Here is a 20,425-nt window from a genome sequence, read left to right as displayed (position 1 = left end):
TCCGTTGAGGTTAACGATGGACTCTCGTTTCAAACAAGCGCATAAGGAAGCCCGCTGGTCATTGCTTCTTGCGATTAGCTGGCTGATTGTCTGGTCAGTCAGTGCCTGGACGGGGGGAACAACACCGGGCATTTTCGGCTTTCCCCGCTGGTTCGAATTATCCTGCCTTTTTGCGCCGTTATTTTTCCTGTTTCTGTGCGCCTTAATGATCCGCTTTATTTTCCGTGATATCCCATTGGAGGATCAGGGTGAACAGTAAAATTATGCTTCCTTTACTGGGGTATCTGCTGCTTGTGGCGGCGATCTCCCTGTTTGCCATGTATCAGCAAAAAAGGGCGAAAGGCGCGTTTCTGAACGAATATTTTCTCGGCGGAAGAACGCTGGGTGGATTTCTGTTAGCCATGACCCTGACCACCGCGTATGTCAGTGCCAGCTCTTTTGTCGGTGGCCCGGGAGCCGCCTATAAATATGGCCTGGGGTGGGTTTTTCTGGCCATGGTACAGGTGCCTACCGTCTGGCTTTCATTAGGGGTGCTGGGTAAGAAGTTTGCCATTCTGGCACGCCGGTATAATGCCGTGACCCTGAATGACATTCTGTACGCCCGCTTCAAAAGCTCTCTGGTGGTATGGATTGCCAGTCTGGCGCTGTTACTGGCGTTTATAGCAGTGATGGCGGTACAGTTTATCGGCGGTGCCCGGCTGCTGGAAAGCGTTGCGGGGATCCCCTACACCCGCGGTTTGCTGATCTTTGGCGGTATCATTGCGCTCTATACTGCGCTGGGGGGCTTCCGGGCCAGCGTGCTGAATGATGCCATGCAGGGACTGGTGATGCTGGCCGGGACGTTCCTGTTACTGTTCGCGGTGCTTCATGCCGCAGGCGGGCCAGCCCATGCGGTAGCCACACTGAAAGCCATTAATCCACAGCTGATAGAGCCTGAAGGTGCAGGTAATATTATTACTGTACATCTGCTGATTTCATTCACTGTGCTGGTCTGTTTTGGCGTACTGGGACTGCCTAATACGGCAGTGCGTTGTATTTCGTACCGTGACAGTAAGGCGGTTCATCGGGGGATACTGCTCGGCACATTGGTGATGACTCTGCTGATGCTGGGAATGCATCTTGCCGGTGCGCTAGGCCGCGCGATTATCCCGGATTTGTCAGTCCCTGATCTGGTGATCCCGACGCTGATGATGAAAGTGCTGCCCCCTTTCGCTGCCGGTATCTTCCTTGCCGCACCGATGTCAGCGATAATGTCGAATGTGAATGCTCACTTACTTCAGGCATCGGCCACACTGATTAAAGATCTCTATCTGCGGATCTTCCCGGAACGTGCAGAAAATGAAGTCCATCTTCGCCGTTTATCCACCTGGCTGACACTGGCTCTGGGCATCCTGCTGATTATTACCGCATGGCACCCACCGGCGATGATTATCTGGATGAATCTGCTGGCCTTTGGCGCGCTGGAAACCGTTTTCCTCTGGCCGCTGGTGCTGGGGTTATACTGGAAATCGGCCAATGCCACCGGTGCGGTAAGCAGTATGCTGTCCGGCGCGATCAGTTATACCTTGCTGGTAAGTCTGAAAATTCCATGCTGGAACTTCCATCCGATAGTTCCTGCCCTGTTACTGAGTCTGGCCGCGTTTCTGATGGGTAACCGGCTGGGTAAACCAACACCCCGGGACATATCCCCGGCGGTGAAGCAATAAAGAGATACGCTATGCCTTGGATACAAATCAAAATTAATACCTCAGGTGCCAATGCTGAAGCAATCAGTGATGCGCTGATTGAGAACGGCGCTGTTTCAGTCACTTTTCAGGACACCCATGACAACCCGGTGTATGAGCCCCTGCCCGGTGAAACCCGCTTGTGGGGTGATACCGATGTGATTGGCTTGTTCGATGCTGAAACAGAGATGCAGCAGGTTATCGGTGTTCTGGAACACCACCCATTACTCGGGGCGGGGTTTCACCACAAAGTCGAACAAATCGAAGACAAAGACTGGGAACGCGAGTGGATGGATAACTTCCACCCGATGTGTTTCGGGAAGCGGTTATGGATTTGCCCGAGCTGGCGCGAAGTTCCGGAACCTGATGCCGTCAATGTGATGCTGGACCCGGGTCTGGCATTTGGTACCGGCACACATCCGACCACATCCCTGTGCCTGAACTGGCTGGACGGACAGGATCTGAACGGCAAAACGGTGATCGATTTCGGGTGTGGTTCCGGGATCCTGGCCATCGCAGCCCTGAAACTGGGTGCAGCCCATGCTATCGGTATCGATATTGATCCTCAGGCGATTCAGGCCAGCCGGGACAACGCGGAACGTAACGGGGTTTCAGAGCGTCTCGACCTCTATCTTCCGGAGCAACAGCCTGAAAACCTGAGCGCGGATGTGGTGGTTGCCAATATTCTGGCCGGCCCGTTACGTGAGCTCGCACCACTGATCAGCGTATTACCCGCCGCCGGCGGTAAACTGGCGCTGTCCGGTATTCTGGCCAGCCAGGCAGACGATGTGTGCGACGCCTACGCGCAGAATTTTGTGCTGGACCCGGTAGCGGAAAAAGAAGAATGGTGTCGTATCACGGGACAGCGTAAATAAAGGGGTTTTCCCCTGAGAGTCAGCGGTAACATGGCTCACAGAAAGACTTCTGCGGCACATTTTATAGTGCAGATATGCTGTAAATTCTTCTGTGAGCTGTTTTTTATCCGGTACAAGCGGGGAAAAGAAAGAAAGTTTTTCAAAATCCTGACGGCAGTTTAATCCTAAGCTATTGATATAAATGAATAAGTAAATAATTTCATAGGGTGAATATCTTTTCCCTTAATCAATGGCGGTATATTGTTCAAAGTTTGGCCTTTCATCTTCACAAAAAAATGCGTAATATACGCCGCCTTGCGAACATATAAGGTCATCTCTTTCCCATGCGCATTGGACCATACCAGCTCCGAAACCGATTGATTGCTGCGCCAATGGCAGGTATTACCGACAGACCATTTCGTACGCTTTGTTTCGAAAACGGTGCAGGAATGACAGTTTCTGAGATGATGTCATCGAACCCGGAAGTCTGGGCCAGTGACAAATCCAGATTGCGTATGGTGCACTGTGATGAGCCAGGTATCCGCTCAGTACAAATAGCCGGTGGCGACCCGGATGAAATGGCAGCGGCAGCGCGGATAAACGCAGACTCCGGTGCTCAGGTCATTGATATCAATATGGGTTGTCCTGCAAAGAAAGTGAACCGAAAGATGGCTGGTTCTGCATTGCTTCAGTATCCATCGCTGGTAGAGTCCATCCTGCGGGCAGTGGTGAATGAAGTGGATGTTCCGGTCACCTTAAAGATCCGTACCGGATGGGATACCGAAAATCGCAATTGTATAGAAATCGCCCAATTGGCTGAGCGTTGTGGTATTCAGGCGTTAACTATTCACGGACGTACTCGCGCATGTCTGTTTAACGGGAACGCAGAATACGACAGCATTCGGACAGTTAAGCAGAACGTGTCCATTCCGGTTATCGCGAATGGAGACATTACTGACCCGCATAAAGCCAGGGCCGTACTGGACTACACCGGAGCTGATGCTCTGATGATTGGCCGGGCGGCTCAGGGAAGACCGTGGATCTTCCGGGAAATCCAGCATTATCTGGACACAGGGGAGCTGCTTGCACCAAAGCCACTCGCAGAGGTGAAGCAAATGCTGATTGGACATATACGGGAGCTGCACGACTTTTATGGTCACGGCAAGGGATACCGTATTGCCCGAAAACACGTTTCCTGGTATTTGCAGGAAAATGCCCCTGATGACCAGTTTCGGCGCACATTCAACGCCATAGAGGATGCCAGTGAACAGCTGGAGGCGTTGGAGGCATACTTCGAAAATCTTGCGTAAACGAAAAAAAGAGCTGAAAGAACTATGTTCGAACAACGCGTAAATTCTGACGTACTGACCGTTTCTACCGTGAATTCACAGGATCAGGTAACTCAAAAACCACTTCGTGACTCGGTTAAACAGGCACTGAAGAACTATTTTGCTCAGTTAAATGGTCAGGATGTTAATGACCTGTATGAGCTGGTACTGGCTGAAGTTGAACAGCCTCTGTTGGACATGGTGATGCAGTACACCCGTGGTAACCAGACCCGCGCAGCACTGATGATGGGTATTAACCGCGGCACCCTGCGTAAGAAACTGAAAAAATACGGTATGAACTAATCCTTCATCCCTGACGGTTTGAAAAGAAAGGCACTATCCTGACGAGGACAGTGCCTTTTTTATGTCCGTCTGTTGGCGGACAATGCGGCCCCGCCAGTGCGGCGGAGCTTCGCCCTTTCGGGGTTATTTTTTCAGATAAAGATCTTTGGTCTGGTAGAAAGCCAGGGCTGACGGAGCAAACCCACCCACTTTGGAACTGACCATATAATCCTGAGTGAGGTAGTAGATAGGGATAGCCGGGGCTTCATTTGCCGCAATATCTATCGCTTTCTGGTAATGCGCCGCGGTTTCTGCCGGAGTCTGTGCCGACTGCGCCGCAGCAATTTCATTATCATAATCCTTATTGCTGAAGTTACCGGTATTATTGGTATCTCCGCTGCGGAAGGTATTCAGGAAGGTCGAATACTCATTGTAATCCGCCCCCCAGCTGTAACGAACCAGCTGATATTGACCCTGATGCATGGTATCCAGCATCGATTTCCATTCCTGGTTCTGCAGCGAGGCTTTCACACCCAGTGCACTTTTCCACATAGAGGCGGCCGCGATGGCAATTCGCTGGTTATCAGCCCCGTTGTTATACAGCAGAGTAAAGCTCAGCGGATGAGAGTCAGAATAGCCGGCCTCTTTCAGCAGTTCGCGGGCTTTCGTGATACGCTCAGCCTGTGTCCAGTGCGCCCAGACCGGCGGGGTAATAGTCACGCCTCCCATCGACAACGGAGCCACGGTCCAGGCTGGCGTCTCTCCCATCCCTAACACTTTTTTACTGATAATATCTTTATTCAGGGCCAGATTCAGGGCCTGACGGACACGGACGTCATTGAACGGCGCACGTGCACTGTTGATATCAAAGTAGAAGACACTCAGTTCCGGTGCGACAAAGACTTCTTTAGGCCTTTCTTTCTTCATCCGTGCAAATTCAATCGCCGGGATCGTCGAGGTAATATCAATTTCACCGGCCAGATAGCGGTTCAGTTCTGCACTGCCGTCACTGATAGGTAAGAAGGTTACCTGATTTATCACTGTATGGGCATTATCCCAGTAGCGTGGATTACGCTTCAGCGTGATTTTCTCGTTAACAATCCAGTCGCTTAACTGATACGCACTGCTGCTGATCATATGGCCAGGCTGCGTCCAGGAGTCACCGTAGGTTTTGACATCTTTTTCGCTGACCGGGAACAAAGACGGGTGCGCAACAAATTGCAGGAAGTAAGACACCGGCTGATCGAGCACGACTTTTACCGTTGAGCTGTCCGGCGCATATACACCCAGCTTATCGGTCGGCATTTTTCCGTCAATGACCGCCTGTGCATTTAAGATATGCGCATTCGCGGTGAAAGAGGCATAAGGCGAGGCTGTTTTAGGATCCGATAACCGGCGCCAGCTATACACAACGTCCTGAGCCGTGATCGGAGAGCCGTCTGACCAGGTGGCTCCGGAACGGATATGGAACGTCCAGGTTTTATGATCCGAGGTTTGCCAGGAATCGGCCAGTGCCGGGATAATATGACCATTGTTTTCTACACGAACCAGACCTTCAAACAGGTCGTTAATCACTGCCATCGAACTGTTGTCTTCGACCTTATCCGGGTCAAGAGTTGCCGGCTCGGCACCATTTCCCCGTACCAGGTTTTGCGTGGCCGCCAGTTGCGTACCGGCAGGAACCACCGCCGAAAAGGCAACGGAAGAAAAACAAAGCCCGGCGAATAAAAGAGAGAGACGGGTACGGCGGGTGTGTAGTGTTTTTCCTTGCATCAATGAATACCTCTGTGAGTTTTTTATTTTATTAATAATCAATATCACAGATTAACCCGTAAGTTAAAGAGCCAGTAAAAGCACAATGCCCGCAGAAGCCGTGGCCCGGCTTTCACTTATCCCACACCCGACCGGCCGCAGACCCGCGTTATTCCTGAAAAAAGGAAACATAACGATAGTATCATGTAGCCAGAAATACCCTCTCGCTGACTTAAATACTTTTTTCTTATTTTCAAAGAAAGCAGCAGCACTGGCGCTGTTCCGGATGCATGAAAGGCAGTTATACCGGAGTGCGATAACCGTTATTTTTTATTCTTCTTATTCACACAGAATAAAATAATGACTGAAAGTTGCTGATATTTTCGGCTATAAGTTGCCGCGATGATTACCGATAAAGCCTGTCACTGATGGATCCTTTTTATCAAAACCCCATGTCTCTGTTGTCTATGCCTTTGTAAAAAAAGCCATGGCAAACAGACAGTAGCCTGACGGATATAATACAAATATCAGCAACCAGATACTCCCGCTATAATAAAATAAATATATGACAGATAGCTCCGGGTAATAATAATAAATCCGGAAGATCCACTGCAAAATGCATTTTATCCGGTCAGTCATTCTGACAAACTACTCATTAATCCCTGCAGAATATTCCAGCGGATTATTCGATGTATCTCAGTCTGTACTTATTTAATCTTCTGTTTTTCATACGGATTTATCCCCGATACTGACTTCAGTGTGACAGCAGGTTATGTTGATAAGGAATGATAATCATAATTAAAGTGAGATATTTCTATGTTAAGGAAAGTCACGTTCTCAGCATTCGTACTCGGCTGTACGATGGGCTCGCACTTTGCGATAGCGGCATCCGCGCCGGCTGTTGAAGCAAAGCACGGGATGGTCGTCACCTCCCAGGATCTTGCAACGCAGGTCGGGGTTAATATCCTCAGGCAAGGCGGAAATGCTATTGATGCCGCCGTCGCTGTCGGTTATGCCGAAGCGGTCGTTAATCCCTGCTGCGGTAATATTGGCGGTGGGGGTTTTATGACTATCCATCTGGCCAACGGTAAGGATACGTTCATTAATTTTCGTGAAATGGCACCGGCCGGAGCCAGCGCAAATATGTATCTTGCCGCCGACGGCAATCTGATCCCGGGCGCAAGCCTCTATGGCTGGAAAGCCTCCGGGGTTCCCGGGACTGTCATGGGAATGGAAACTGCGCGTAAAGAATACGGTAAACTCAGCCGTGCACAGGATATGGCTCCGGCGATCAAGCTGGCGCGGGAAGGCTATATTCTGACACGTGCGGATACCGATATTCTGGATACGACTGTCGCCCGTTTCAGACAGGATCCGGCAGTTGCAAAAATCTTCCTGCGCCCTGACGGGACTCCCTTACAGCCAGGTGACAGACTGCGACAGACTGACCTTGCCAACACACTAGAACGGATCTCCCGCGAAGGTCCGTCAGCATTTTACAAAGGGGCTTTCCCGGCAGCCGTCGCGAAGGCTTCTGCAAAAGGGGGCGGTGTAATTAATGCGGCCGACTTTTCTGCCTATCACATTACTGAAATGGCCCCGCTGACCTGCACCTACCGTGGCTATACCTTTGTCTCTGCGCCTCCTCCAAGCTCCGGCGGGGTTACACTCTGTGAAACACTGAACATCCTTGAAGGGTTTGACCTGAAATCGATGGGCTTTGGTTCTGCGGCGATGGTCCACACGCTGGCAGAAGCTATGCGCTTAAGCTATGCCGACCGTAATACCTACCTGGGGGATCCGGCATTTGTGCATAATCCGGTCGATCAATTACTGGATAAAAAATATGCTGCCACCCTGCGTAGCAAAATTCAGGCAGATAAAGCGACCCCTTCCGATCAGGTAAAACCGGGCATTGTGAGCGGTGAAAAACCGGAAACAACCCACTACTCTATCGTCGATAGTGAAGGTAATGCCGTATCCACAACCTATACCATTAACGGCCGGTTTGGTGCCGTTGTTATGGCTCCGGGTACCGGCGTACTGATGAACGATGAGATGGATGACTTCACCACAAAAGTCGGGGCTAAGAACCTGTACGGTCTGGTACAGGGAACTGCAAACAGTATTGCACCAGGTAAACGCCCGCTATCTTCCATGAGCCCGACGCTGGTCACCAAAGATGGCAAGATCTTCTTAGTGCTGGGATCTCCCGGTGGCTCCAGGATCATTACGATCACCCTGGAAACCGCGCTGAATATTATTGACTTCGGAATGGAGCCCCAGGAAGCCGTGAACGCACCCCGTATCCACCAGCAATGGATGCCGGATGTGGTTTATTATGAAAAAGGTGGGTTGTCTCCGGATACCTTAAATATCCTGAAAAATATGGGCTATAAGATGGTTGAACAGACCCCATGGGGTGCGGCAGAACTGATTATGGTCGGACTGCCGGGTGCTGCCGGCGTTACATCGGCTTCCAGCTCCGGTAATGACGGGGCCGTTTCCGGCAAAGTCAGGGAAGGTTATCTGTACGGTGCTAACGACGTACGCCGTCCGGCAGGATCTGCACGCGGTTACTGATCCGGTAATTATCATTTGTTAAATGGCTTTTCGGCACAATGCCTGAAGATGCTCCTGAAAGGGAAACCCGTTATCCCGGGTTTCCCTTTTTAATGGATCGTCACCGCGGCTGCCCTTTCGGGCCTGTTGCATAGAACCCCGGTAAAATCTCTCCGTAAAACGCTTCAGGGCCCTGCCGGTAAAGGGATAGAAGCGAAAAGGCAGGCAGAACAATTAGTTCCGGAGACAGGAATAGCGTTTATTTACTTTACCTCTCCTGAGCCATGCAGATCCGTTAATGTATTACCAATAATACAATGGATCGGATCTACGTGATCTGCTGGCTATCGTGATGACAGATCCCTCACCTGACATAACCCACTTTTACGAGCACCCGGGTATCGCACACCCTGCCGGAAAGCCCCTTAATACCGGTAACGGACACGAACAGAACCTCCGCCTTTATAAATAGGCTTTCTGTCGCCATCCGGGTAGCCCGAAAAATACCCGCGCAGATAGACTCCGGTTATTAAAGGTACGGCCCACACGGGCTTGCCTCAGTGACTGAATATCACAATCCTTTAAACTTATATTCCAGGATAAACTCAGAGGCGAAACTCTTCGCCCGTATAGGGCGCCCGTCTGCCAGTTTCGGTGTTTTCCCGTTCAGGGTTTGATATGACCAGCCCGGCCCTACCATGGCTGACAACGACAGTACCTTTGACGATGGCTGATGCACAATCCAGCGGGTAAATGCATTAATTTCTCCGGTCACCACCGGCACAGATTGATAGCTAAAACGGGCAATACTGCCGGTAATGCCTGCGGTCAATGCCGGCGTTAACTGGTATCCCACCAGACCGGAGAGTACCGCTTCCCGATCCCTGTTGTAATCATTACCTGCTTTCGCCATTCCGTTGAACGTTCCCCGTGAATTCTTACTCATATGGAAAGGATAAGTCCCTACCCCTGACTTTTTAGCGGCCCGGGTATAGCTGGCTGCCCAGCGGAGCTGCCAGAACGGTGTAGTGGAACGGGCTTCGATCGTGAAATGTCGGGCCCGGTGATCAAAGTCTTTCTGTTGCTCCGGCATTTCCCGGTAATGGCTTAATGCCCTGGTGAGGTAGAGCTGGCTATTCAGGGTCAGCGTCGGGGTGGGCTTGACGCTGGCCTGAAAAATATGACGAGAGAGATAATCACTGCTTTCCCCCCAGGCGTATCTGAAATCTGACATCTGATTTGCCCAGCGGAGATCCAGACTACTCAATGCATTGATCGTTTTCTTGTCGTTGGTCAGAAAATGTCCACTATCCGGCGAGCTGCGGCTCATCGATTTCGTAACTCTTGCACCTTGCAGTGAAAGCTTGCCGTAGGCCAGGCGGCTATACCCGCCGGAATAGGTCGTCACTGACAGTCGGGAAGAATCCGAGATGACACCGATATCTTTCAGAGACAGCCATCCCCATCGTGCTTTAACACTGCGATCGTCCTGAGTGTATTGTAATCTGAGATTGCGCTGACCAAATTTATGATACCCCGAAGCATTACTTCTTTTATTTCCCTGGCCTGAATTATAAAGCACGCCACGGGAATTAAAATAATCTGTGGCACCGAGTTTGATCACGTAATTCCAGGTGGCATCAACACCGAATATCCCCGCAATATCTCCTGAGTGAAAGGCAACCATGGCTCCCTGCCCCCAGGCGTTGTGGATCCTTTTCTCCCCGCTTTCCTCTTCATTAAGTGCTTTCCAGTAGTTCTTTAATGAAATATCAATATCTGATTGTTTAAAAAAAGAGGATACGGGGGATAACATTCCCCCGCCCTCGCCTTCAGGCCGTAAAGCAATGTCCGTTGCCTGTGCACCCAGTGGGAAAATAACCACCAGCAGTCCATACCTGATATCCATATCTCTTCTCCCTGAAAGGGGCATTATCCTTTTTACTACCGATATAGAATTCCGTTAGTCAGAGACTCAATCTTCCAGGGATTTTTTCCCCGCCTCAACATATTTCAGAGTACCGGGTTCGATAACACGATATTCCCCGTTTTTATAATTAATTTTCACCACAGCAGCATTTGCGAGAGGCTTTATTGCTAATGGTTTATTCGTCAGTTCATAAACTAAATTCATTATGGTCATCCCCGAGGTCACAATAAGAATGTTTTTCTCATGCTTTTCCATACCTGCAGAAATAATACGTTTTACTGCGTCGTGGGTTCGGGCCTTCACCTGCTGATAATTTTCTGCCAGCCCCTGAGGATCTGCCGCAGCGATGGCATTCTGCAGTTGTTTAATCGACAGATTTTCCTTTGCCATTTCCTGCATCAATGCCTGACTATCCCGTAAGCACAGAACCCGCGCACTGGCATCCCTCATTTCTTCGTTACGTAACCCTTCATAACTGCCGAAAAACGACTCACGTAATCCCGGTAATTCCGTCGGTGTCAGTCGGGTTTTCCCGGACGTCTGCAGGATAATTTCAAGCGTACTACGCTGACGTCCGCTATCCCCGGAATAGACGCTATCAAAAGGGATATCTTTCAGCCCTGCACCCAGATAGCGTGCGATACGCTGCCCTTCCTCCGTCAGAGGCGAGTCCGCCCATCCCTGAACATGGTCTAACGTATTCAGCAGGGTTTCACCGTGACGGGCGAAATAGAGCGTGATTTCATCGGAATGACTCTCCGAAGAGGCAATACCGGGCAGCGCATTGAACATGAGAACAACAAACAACAGATATCTGCTCATTATAATTCCTTTTAAGTAATAATGGAGGAGTCATCCTGCTTACAGCTTCCTATATAAACATCACAATATCTTCCTTTGAAAATATAAACAAAAAAAATCCAGATATGTATTTCCATCTTCACAGTCTGTGAGTAAAGTCAAAAATAAAAACCTGCCATTATGAAAAGTGCAATAAAACACAGAAAGATAAAATTATCTTTAGCTGGCTGAAAAACGTTAGCGATTAATGAATTTTTGAAAATAAAGTATTAATCTTATTCCCTGAAAGCAGATGATTTAACTCTTCGCAATAATCATATTCTTGCGGCTTCAATGACTGTGCTTTCAGTGTGCGATTCGTGAGTGCCGGATAGACCTTGTCTGTCACCGGAGGGGGCGTCACCGATGTTACTTCTCTATGGTACCGGGTGAACCTTTTGAGTAAAACTACCAGCCCGTAACACCATCATTACTCCTGCATTATGATCCGGACGGGTCATCCTCACATCTGTTTCATCCGTAGTCCTGTCCCTGCTGTAGGATTATGTTCACCAGTGAACTGCTGTTTATCTATGGATACGTTTAGACATATTGATAAACTCAGTGGCGGAGTTATATCCCGGTTGGCAGGGTTACTGCAGGGTCCTGTCCCGTAGGATCCTGCACTGGCCAGGTTCGTTCTGCGTGCCCTGAAAGGCCAGCAAGGACTCACTCTGGTAAGGGGTTCTGCTTTGTACTCTGAGTCTGGAAGATTGTTTAAGCGACCTCATTGGCCTCCGCCAGTTCATCTGGCACCAGGAGGTGCGGTGTAAAACCTCTTTCCGGTTTAATTTTCGGGTATTCTGTGGCAACGATGCAGAGCAGCATACTGCAAATAATAAGACTAAGCGGAAAGTCATCTTGTGGCCAGAGAAACGGGTCACCTGTCATGGGCCGGGACAGCGAATACTTAAAAAGCTCTTCCCGTAAAGGAAGAGCTTTTCGTGTCCTATAGCTGACTACGCTTTAACTTATTGCAACGCCTGATTCAGTGCTGGTGTTCCGAATGCCACTAAACGACCATTAGACAGAGAGAACCATTGTCCCCAGAAATTTTCAAGACTATCCAGGGTTTTTCCACTGATGTAATGACTATCTGACGGGCTTAATAATCCGGCGCCTAAGACATAAATATTTGCCCCCTGTAAATCAGCCACCAATTGCTGATGACGTACATTGGCCAATATATTTTTCACATTTAGCTGACGAATCTGATTATGGTGATAAAAAGAAGCCGAATCACTATTTTCAAGCATATCACTGACCAGTAAAATAATGCGGTGCTTAGCCGGTGAAGCCTGGAGATCCTGCCCTATACTTTTCAGCGAATGCAATATCTCACTTTTCGGGATATCGGCACGGGATTCCTGCATAGCCAAAACAAGCTGTCTTCCCCATTGCATCGTAAACTGTGATTTTTGCTGATTCAGACAGCTATCCAGATCATTAAGATTATCCATCGGAATATCTCCACGGACAGAAGCTGAAGGCGGTGCATCCAGATAAGTATCTGCGGCTAAACGCATATACTGTCCGGGGACCACGGCAGAAAAGGTATATAGTTTTACATCGTCACCTGGCTGAATAAAATTAGCCACCTCATTCCATACGGAGTGTTGCAATGCATCGGGTAAGACTACCGTCTGATCAATGATAACTATCAATTGTCTCCCACTGGCAGGTGCACGCCACTGTTCCGTATGAGAACGCGAGTAACAATCTCCTCCCTCTGGCCCCATAGCCGCATTCACAATCAGCGGGCAACACAGGGACAGAGCAGCTAGCAATCCGGGTAGCTTTTTTTTCATTATTCACTCCCCGTCGGCATCTCAGATCCAAATCTTCCACATTTTTTCGCCAGCCGCTGAGTAGACCAGATACCCATGATCTGTTGCTCAGTGAGCTGTGCAAATTGAGGATAAATATTTACCAATAGCATCAGTTCTTTCTCTTCAACATTGGTAATATCCGGATAATCGAGAGGCATCATCGCTGCAGAATCTCTCTGCATGGTCACAGACGTTTTATCCGGGGAGTCGTTACTTTCTGCCGGGGAATGAATATCCTCTGCTTTAACGTGAGAAAATTGCCCGATGGCAGGGGAACCGGTATTCATAGTCGTCCGTGCATGCTGAGAAATATTCGTCTCCAGCTGCTCATAACTTTGGTATTCTGCCAGTTCATTCAGACGGCTCTTTTCACGCTCCAGGGCTAATACCTCCTCCTTTTTCTTGATATAACTGTCAAAATCACGATTAACAGAATCTTTTAATAATTCCCTTTCTGCTGCGCTGGTTGTCGTTTTATTCATTAAATTACGACGTAACATACTCAGTTTATGGTCAGCATGCATACTGATAGCGCGCTTTCGACGTTCCATCCATGAACGCATAGCCTGAGCATTAGGAAAACGATGAGTGCGGAGCCATGCCTCTTCCGAGTGAACGCCAGCAAAACCTAAATTCCGGCCCAGGAAAAATGCAAAAAACTGAACACCAATATAAATGACAGAAAGAATAATAAAGGTCACCAGCGAAGCGTCATGCTTCGAATGCTGTATATCATTTTCAGCCTGTTGACGTGCCTGCTGATCATTTTGAGCCGCTTGTGCGGGCAGGACATTACCCCATGGACTACTCACATCTGAACTGCTTTGAATACTGTTAACCGCTTGTTCGGACTCAACCATCTGTAGTGTGTAATCACGTACGACAAAAGCAGAGACCGCGATAATAACTATCCAGGCATAAAACCCAATCACTGGCCGGGTGTGCTCTTTACAGCCATCATCGATGACAAGCCGTGCGGCTATCTGATTATATCGCGGCTGTTCATTATCCCGGTAAGTGTGGACGATCTGAATCTGGCTGACTTCATTCAAATTTTGATCTGATTTACTTTGTCTGAACCAGGTCTTAGCTCTGCGCAATAAAGAATTATAATGTTGCGCCTTACCTGCATGGTGAGCGATAGTCGCAGAAATCAGTGACAATATCAGTGCCAGTGACCATACAACGACCTGCAGATTATTCGCGGAGATATGCGGAGCCATGAATGGCCCCAGAACATAAGCAAAGCCAATAGCCTCCATGACCATTAATATAATAACGAGAGGTAATACCCAAAAAGGTGATTTTTTACGCCCTGATTCCAGGACTTTGGAGAGATAATCTTTACATTGATTATAGTAAGTGACATTCTGATTTACCGATGCATACTCGCTATAGTATAAATCGGCAATGTTCATTTCAACATCCAGCCAGTTTGAATCATGTACTAACGACGAATTTCCTGAATATTGTCGTGAAGCTTTCGCTACCGTCCCTATCAACGGAAAGACATGCCAGGCCCGCATACAGGCATAACGAATGTCATCCCATTTTTTAAAGGCGGTTCCTATTATAATGAACAAAATAATAATACCCGAGAAGATCTGCCAGTGTTCAATAATCTGGTTCGTCAGTCCTGACAGTGAAAAATTATTCATATTATATATATCTCATTCTATTTAATTTGTGGGCAGATAATCAGCGACATAGGTTGCAGAAGACTTAGGGTAAAAAATCTGCCCATTGATAGCTTTTCCATGTTGAGCACTAAATACAATATCCATACAGGTCACTGCACTCCCTTTTTGCTTAGGATAGACCCGATAGATAATTTCATCTTTACCCGTATAGGTTTGCGCGATTGCCGGAATAATCACTGAAGGTTCTTTACGGATACCGGTAAAGTTTGTCACTATAGATATCGTTGGGTTTCTGGCAACCTGAGCGTTATCACGCAGTATAGCCACAGGCGATAACACCACCAGATTATGATTCACTACATTTGCCCATGACATGCCACCATAGCCTGGCAGATAGTCATAGCTATGATAAGCAGTAAAATCAGCCCCCGTAGCCAGGCTCTTCACCTGCCCGCTTATTCTGATACTGTCAGCAGCACAACTCATAAACGTATTTTCAGCCGCGTGTGCAGTCGGAAACCAGGAAAATGAATGTTCAGTCCGGACTTGTGCTACCACACTCTCCACCGAATCAGCGGGGCGGCCATTGAAATCAACCGTTGCAACCGATGTGGAATGTGATGTTATTCCTGTTTTCGGTTCAGAGCGTTGAGCTGTTTTCAGCGCTATTTCTGTCTTACGATGATATTCATTCAACCGTGGTTTTTTCGCCAATGTATCAGTCGACGGGTCATTAACTGTTGGGTTATTATCCACAGTTAAGTTCGTTCTGCTGCTATAGATAATATACCGGCTATTGTCCTGTTCCTGAGCTACACGAAGCGATAAGGCTTTTTCATCACTCAGTTCGCTAATCTCCACCCGACGATTCCTGGCCCGACCTTCGGATGTCTGGTTAGTAGCAATAGGGCGTGATGACCCTGCCCCCTGATAATAGATATGACTGTCCCGGATACCGGATATACGCAATAATGAAGCAACACTTTTAGCTCTTTGCTCTGACAATGTCTTATTAAATTCAGCATCTCCTGTTGAATCTGTATGTCCGACCACGAGGTAGTAGTGCTGATTAGTTTTAGTCTCTGTATACACATTGATGAGACTTTGCATCTTCTCCCGACCAGTAGGCGTTAATTTTGCGGAACTACTGGCAAACATCCCCTCGTCGTTAACCTGAGCAACAAGTCCTGAAGCCTGCTTATCCGTGGATGACGTTTGTGATAACGCCGGCTCAGTTGTCATCTGAATATTAGCTTTTCTCGCTGCAGCCAATAGGGCTTTAGAGCGAGTCTGCCAGATATTCCCTGCGTAACAACCGCCTCCGGTACCTAACGCTAAACCAACTGCTGTGCCTGCTGCTGCATTACCGAGCTTTCTGCCTATCAGATTTCCGACAATCGCACCGCTGACCGCCCCAACGCCACAGAGAATTTCGACACCATAATTCGCCCCGGTCTCATTTAACTGATCCTGTGTATTGGCACAACTACTTAGAAGGCTTGCCGATAAAATGACTGCTGTGATTTCCGTGATTTTCATGCCTGGTCCCCGAATACTTACACATGAGTATTCTCCCGTTATTGATAAATTTTTGTCGGCCGGAGTGAGCCTTACCCGACAAGAAATAAGAAGAATTGCTAATCAATAAAACCAGGGGATGAGCATAGCACCTTGCGATACATCCACTCAAATTGAAATTAACATTAACTTTAAGATAATAAAGAAAAGGGCTGAAATGCTCTGACATCTTTTTATACTTTCGGGAGTCGGGCAGTACGACAAATTTAAATACTTATTAAAATCAATCAATTGAGATATCATTACGATACATTCATGAATAGGAAGATTACTTTTATAAATACAGATGACCTCATAGCATCAGGTATGCATAGATTATGTTTTAGTAATTTATCAATTAGATTGATGTTATTCGTTATTCATTACATGAAAATCTTTTACCATAGCCATGTTTTAACTGCTGGTTATCTGACTATGAATGTCAGGGTTGTCGACCCCGTAGTCATCGGCGCTTCAGGGTATCGTAATCGCTCGCTTCGCGGGCAGGTCAGATCAGGTACTGCGCTACGAGGATCCCCCCCCCATAAACCAAAACAATAACCAATTATTTCATATAGTTAATTACATAATAACTTCATGTGTATGAATGACATATGATGTGCAGTACAGAATGTCTCAGGTGAAAATACGATTATGCTAACCACATTCACATCCTGCCTGCGTCAGATAACATCTTTTATTTACTTTGCGGAACCGTGAGTAATAAAAATAAGACGCTCTCTTCTGTAAGGTATTCCTGTGAAATGGAATATAAACTCAAAAGGAACTAAAGCCGTACGCCTCTCTGAAAGGGATACTAACCGTTTATTGAGATTACAGCTGTTATGGATACCTTATTATTCGTTTACTGGCTGGATGTCTATGTTCCGCAGGATAGAGTAAGTCTGATGGCTGCCTGCGCTGAAAAAATGGGAATAAAATGAAATCAAAAACCTTTGTTTTAGCCCCGGACTCCTTCAAAGAAAGTCTGACGGCAAAAGAAGTCTGCATTGCGATGGAAAGCGGGCTGAAGGCTGTTTTCCCTGATGCCACCTTTATTCATGTTCCGATGGCTGACGGGGGCGAAGGTACCACGCAATCCCTGATTGATGCGACCGGCGGGACACTCCATCCATTGATCGTCACCGGTCCGCTGGGAACGCCGGTAGAAGCCTGTTTCGGGATCACCGGCAATGGCCGCACCGCAATCATTGAAATGGCCTCAGCAAGCGGTATTCAGCATACCCGTCGTGAAAACCGGTCTCCGGTTTCGGCCACCACCTACGGCACAGGTGAACTGATCCGTGCCTGCCTTGATAAAGGCGTCAGCGAAATCATACTCGGTATCGGCGGCAGCGCGACAAATGATGGTGGTGCCGGTATGGCAAGAGCATTGGGTGTCTGCTTCTATGATGCTCAGGATACTCTTCTGCCTGAAGGCGGCGGTGTACTCTCCCGCTTAAAGAGGATCGATATTTCAGGCCTGGATCCCCGGCTGGCAGCCGTCAATATTCAGATAGCCTGTGATGTGACTAATCCGCTTTGCGGGGGATCCGGGGCATCCGCCATTTTTGGTCCTCAAAAAGGGGCCACCCCGGAGATGGTCACCCGGCTTGATGAAAGTCTGAGACATTACGCCAGTGTTATCTCCCGGCAGCTTGGAAAAGATGTTGCTGACATTCCCGGATCCGGCGCGGCTGGCGGTCTGGGGGCAGGACTGCTGGCGTTTACCGGATGCACGCTTCGGCCAGGCATCGACATTGTTCTGCAATATTCTCAGCTAGACCAGAAACTGATCGGTGCTGATTACTGTTTCACGGGTGAAGGCAGAATTGATCATCAGACAGCGTTCGGGAAAACGCCCTTTGGCGTTGCCAAAGCAGCAAAAGCGGCGGGGATCCCGGTGATAGCGATCACCGGAAGTATTGGTGAGGGCACTGAGGCGCTTTATCAGCAAGGTATCGGCGCAATATTCAGTATTGTTCCGCAGGCTGATAGCCTGCCCCATCTGCTCCGCAAGGGTGCGGTGAATATCACCCAAACCTGCGAAAATGTCGGCCGGCTGATCAAGCTCGCTGCGCAATAATACCCGTCGTTGCAGATAACCCCGGAGAGCTTCCGGGGTAGGGTCAGAGAGCATATCTTAGCCGACGGACATCACGGTCCTTCAGCTTACATGCTATCCTGCAGGCCGTCAGATCATGATTTCAGACGTGCTGTAATTTCGGCTACACGAACGCCATACTGACGTGCCGTCGCTAAATCACCGGCAGGGATCCGATCAGCTCCGGCATCTGACGGAGACTGTACCAGCGGGCCTGCGGATCCCCCCAGGTTATTCAGATCGTCACGGGTAGCCGCGGTAGTATTTGACGGTAAGATCCCCAGGCTCACCCAGATCCCGCCATGTTGTGCGGCCAGTGTCTGGAAAAAGATCAGGGTGTTCTGTTTATCCCCGTTCAGACTTGCGCTGTTGGTAAATCCACCGAAGACTTTATTGTGCCACAGACGAGAGAACCAGACTTTTGAACTGGCATCAGCAAACTTTTTAAACTGCCAGGGAACATTCCCCATGTACGTAGGCGCGCCAAAAATAATGCCTTCAGCACTATTGAGTCGCTCCCAGTCCTGCTCTGTAATTTCACCGTTGTTATCGATAGCGATCAGGCTCGCTTGCGCACCCTCAGCGACATATTCCGCAACCCGCTGAGTATGGCCATATCCTGAAAAATACACTACATAGATACCAGACATATCGACCTCTCTGTTCAATGAGCCGCCAGCATTTACAGGCGGATTAATAATTCGCGGAAGTGCGTCGCGTGTTTTTTCTATAACTGACACACTGGCAAGAACCGAAAATTCTGTCTGATAAGAATAACAGTTAAACTCAGAGAGATCCGTCAGATAACGGATAAATCGTGGTAAGCCGGCAGGCCCGGGAAGCAAGCCCTGTCTGCCAGGCGGCGTTTTACCGTTGCTCGTCTTCCGGGTCTGAGGTTGTGCCAGCTATTGAGCCGGAGCATCGGGGATCATGCGTCGTCCGGACAGGACATTAAATACTAAGTGGTTTACTATATTCAAAGATAAATACGGAGAGATTATAAAGTGCGTTTATTCGGTCTGTTATTGCTCAGTGTTATGTTACTGACAGCCTGTGCATCTAAAAAAGAGAAACCGCAGGAAACCAAAGTGGTACATACCGGAGATTGTTCCGCCAGCGGAAAAATCGTGAATTGTCAGTGGCAGAGTGTCCCGAACTCTAATATGCATTAATCGCGAGAGTCCGGAGAAAGCCCTGAGACTTTGTGAAGCCCTGGGCTATCTGCCCGGGCGATGAACCTTGAAAAAGTCCCCCCCGGAATGCAAAAAGGCCGCCCCTCAGGGCGGCCTCTGCCTTTTCATGCCGCCGCCGGGGTTTTCCCCGGTGCCCGCAGACATGCTTAATAAACAATGTGATAAAAATTCCATAACAAAAAGGCCATCCGTGAGGATGGCCTGTCTGTTTTATTGGATGCCTGGCAGTTCCCTACTCTCGCATGGGGAGACCCCACACTACCATCGGCGCTACGGCGTTTCACTTCTGAGTTCGGCATGGGGTCAGGTGGGACCACCGCGCTCTTGCCGCCAGGCAAATTCTGGTGCCGTGTCCTGTGTCTTTTTCACTGATACTGCGTTGGCTGCCTTTGTGCTGTTCAGTCACATACTTATGTATGCTCCCTCTCATCACGCAGTTGCCGCCTTGTCTCAGCGTAAAATCCTTCGGACATATGTCCGCAGAACACAACTAAATTGTTAAATTAGCAATCCGGAACTTCACTGAAAATTCTTTGCGTCTCTCGCAAAACGCCTCTGGCGTTGTAAGGTTAAGCCTCACGGGTCATTAGTACCGGTTAGCTCAATGCATCGCTGCACTTACACATCCGGCCTATCAACGTCGTAGTCTTCAACGTCCCTTCAGGACTCTCAAGGAGTCAGGGAGAACTCATCTCGGGGCAAGTTTCGTGCTTAGATGCTTTCAGCACTTATCTTTTCCGCACTTAGCTACCGGGCAATGCCATTGGCATGACAACCCGAACACCAGTGGTGCGTTCACTCCGGTCCTCTCGTACTAGGAGCAACCCCCC

15 protein-coding genes and 2 rRNA genes are annotated in these 20,425 nt (G+C 48.7%); 8 read left to right on the top strand and 9 right to left on the bottom strand.

Going from position 1 to position 20,425, the window contains the following annotated elements; all coding sequences use genetic code 11:
* Positions 1–16: 16 nt before the first annotated feature.
* The 5 genes from CG67_RS15210 (at position 17) to fis (ending at position 4,209) form a co-directional block, all read left to right on the top strand.
* On the top strand, positions 17–259 hold the full coding sequence (locus CG67_RS15210; RefSeq protein WP_025903788.1) for a YhdT family protein: 243 nt from the start codon (positions 17–19) through the stop codon (positions 257–259).
* Positions 249–1,706 carry a sodium/pantothenate symporter gene (gene panF / locus CG67_RS15205; protein ID WP_025903787.1) on the top strand — a complete coding sequence of 486 codons (1,458 nt, stop codon included), beginning with the start codon at positions 249–251 and terminating at the stop codon, positions 1,704–1,706. Before CG67_RS15210 ends, panF begins: the two co-directional genes overlap by 11 nt.
* An 11-nt stretch (positions 1,707–1,717) precedes the next feature.
* Complete coding sequence (gene prmA / locus CG67_RS15200) at positions 1,718–2,599, top strand: 50S ribosomal protein L11 methyltransferase (RefSeq protein ID WP_025903786.1); 882 nt, start codon at positions 1,718–1,720, stop codon at positions 2,597–2,599.
* Positions 2,600–2,922: 323 nt separating this feature from the next.
* Positions 2,923–3,888, top strand: a complete 966-nt coding sequence (gene dusB / locus CG67_RS15195) for a tRNA dihydrouridine synthase DusB (protein WP_038010645.1) — start codon at positions 2,923–2,925, stop codon at positions 3,886–3,888.
* A 24-nt stretch (positions 3,889–3,912) separates the two neighbouring features.
* On the top strand, positions 3,913–4,209 hold the full coding sequence (gene fis / locus CG67_RS15190) for a DNA-binding transcriptional regulator Fis (protein WP_000462905.1): 297 nt from the start codon (positions 3,913–3,915) through the stop codon (positions 4,207–4,209).
* Between the two features lie 123 nt (positions 4,210–4,332).
* Here fis and CG67_RS15185 read toward each other — a convergent pair whose 3' ends face one another.
* Positions 4,333–5,961, bottom strand: coding sequence for an ABC transporter substrate-binding protein (locus tag CG67_RS15185; RefSeq protein WP_025903784.1), 1,629 nt, complete (start codon positions 5,959–5,961; stop codon positions 4,333–4,335).
* 840 nt (positions 5,962–6,801) lie between these two features.
* On the opposite strand from CG67_RS15185, the gene ggt reads away from it, so the two are divergent.
* Entirely contained in the window at positions 6,802–8,523 is a 1,722-nt protein-coding gene (gene ggt, locus CG67_RS15180) for a gamma-glutamyltransferase (protein WP_051170759.1), read from the top strand.
* 550 nt (positions 8,524–9,073) lie between these two features.
* Here the strand turns inward: ggt and CG67_RS15175 are convergent.
* From CG67_RS15175 to CG67_RS15155, 5 genes are all read right to left on the bottom strand, one after another.
* Positions 9,074–10,411, bottom strand: a complete 1,338-nt coding sequence (locus CG67_RS15175) for an OprD family outer membrane porin (RefSeq protein ID WP_038024896.1) — start codon at positions 10,409–10,411, stop codon at positions 9,074–9,076.
* Between the two features lie 66 nt (positions 10,412–10,477).
* Positions 10,478–11,254 (bottom strand): histidine phosphatase family protein, encoded by a 777-nt coding sequence (locus tag CG67_RS15170; RefSeq protein WP_025903781.1) that lies wholly within the window; start codon positions 11,252–11,254, stop codon positions 10,478–10,480.
* Positions 11,255–12,243: 989 nt separating this feature from the next.
* Positions 12,244–13,080 carry a hypothetical protein gene (locus CG67_RS15165; RefSeq protein ID WP_025903780.1) on the bottom strand — a complete coding sequence of 279 codons (837 nt, stop codon included), beginning with the start codon at positions 13,078–13,080 and terminating at the stop codon, positions 12,244–12,246.
* A complete protein-coding gene (locus CG67_RS15160; RefSeq protein WP_025903779.1) occupies positions 13,080–14,759 on the bottom strand; it encodes a hypothetical protein in 1,680 nt (559 codons plus the stop codon). Before CG67_RS15160 ends, CG67_RS15165 begins: the two co-directional genes overlap by 1 nt.
* A 21-nt stretch (positions 14,760–14,780) precedes the next feature.
* On the bottom strand, positions 14,781–16,280 hold the full coding sequence (locus tag CG67_RS15155) for an OmpA family protein (protein WP_025903778.1): 1,500 nt from the start codon (positions 16,278–16,280) through the stop codon (positions 14,781–14,783).
* A 958-nt stretch (positions 16,281–17,238) separates the two neighbouring features.
* On the opposite strand from CG67_RS15155, the gene CG67_RS15150 reads away from it, so the two are divergent.
* Positions 17,239–18,384 carry a glycerate kinase gene (locus CG67_RS15150; RefSeq protein WP_025903777.1) on the top strand — a complete coding sequence of 382 codons (1,146 nt, stop codon included), beginning with the start codon at positions 17,239–17,241 and terminating at the stop codon, positions 18,382–18,384.
* A gap of 113 nt (positions 18,385–18,497) precedes the next feature.
* On the opposite strand, the gene CG67_RS15145 is transcribed toward CG67_RS15150, so the two are convergent.
* Entirely contained in the window at positions 18,498–19,052 is a 555-nt protein-coding gene (locus CG67_RS15145; protein ID WP_025903776.1) for a flavodoxin family protein, read from the bottom strand.
* A 354-nt stretch (positions 19,053–19,406) separates the two neighbouring features.
* On the opposite strand from CG67_RS15145, the gene CG67_RS18375 reads away from it, so the two are divergent.
* On the top strand, positions 19,407–19,574 hold the full coding sequence (locus CG67_RS18375; protein ID WP_156022687.1) for a hypothetical protein: 168 nt from the start codon (positions 19,407–19,409) through the stop codon (positions 19,572–19,574).
* Positions 19,575–19,814: 240 nt separating this feature from the next.
* Here the strand turns inward: CG67_RS18375 and rrf are convergent.
* A 5S ribosomal RNA gene (rrf, locus tag CG67_RS15140) occupies positions 19,815–19,930 on the bottom strand.
* Between the two features lie 230 nt (positions 19,931–20,160).
* Positions 20,161–20,425, bottom strand: a 23S ribosomal RNA gene (locus CG67_RS15135); the annotation flags it as partial.

This window comes from Tatumella sp. UCD-D_suzukii (genome assembly GCF_000611875.2).
In the GTDB taxonomy this organism is placed as follows: domain Bacteria; phylum Pseudomonadota; class Gammaproteobacteria; order Enterobacterales; family Enterobacteriaceae; genus Tatumella; species Tatumella ptyseos.
This window is presented reverse-complemented; position numbering and strand designations above follow the sequence as displayed.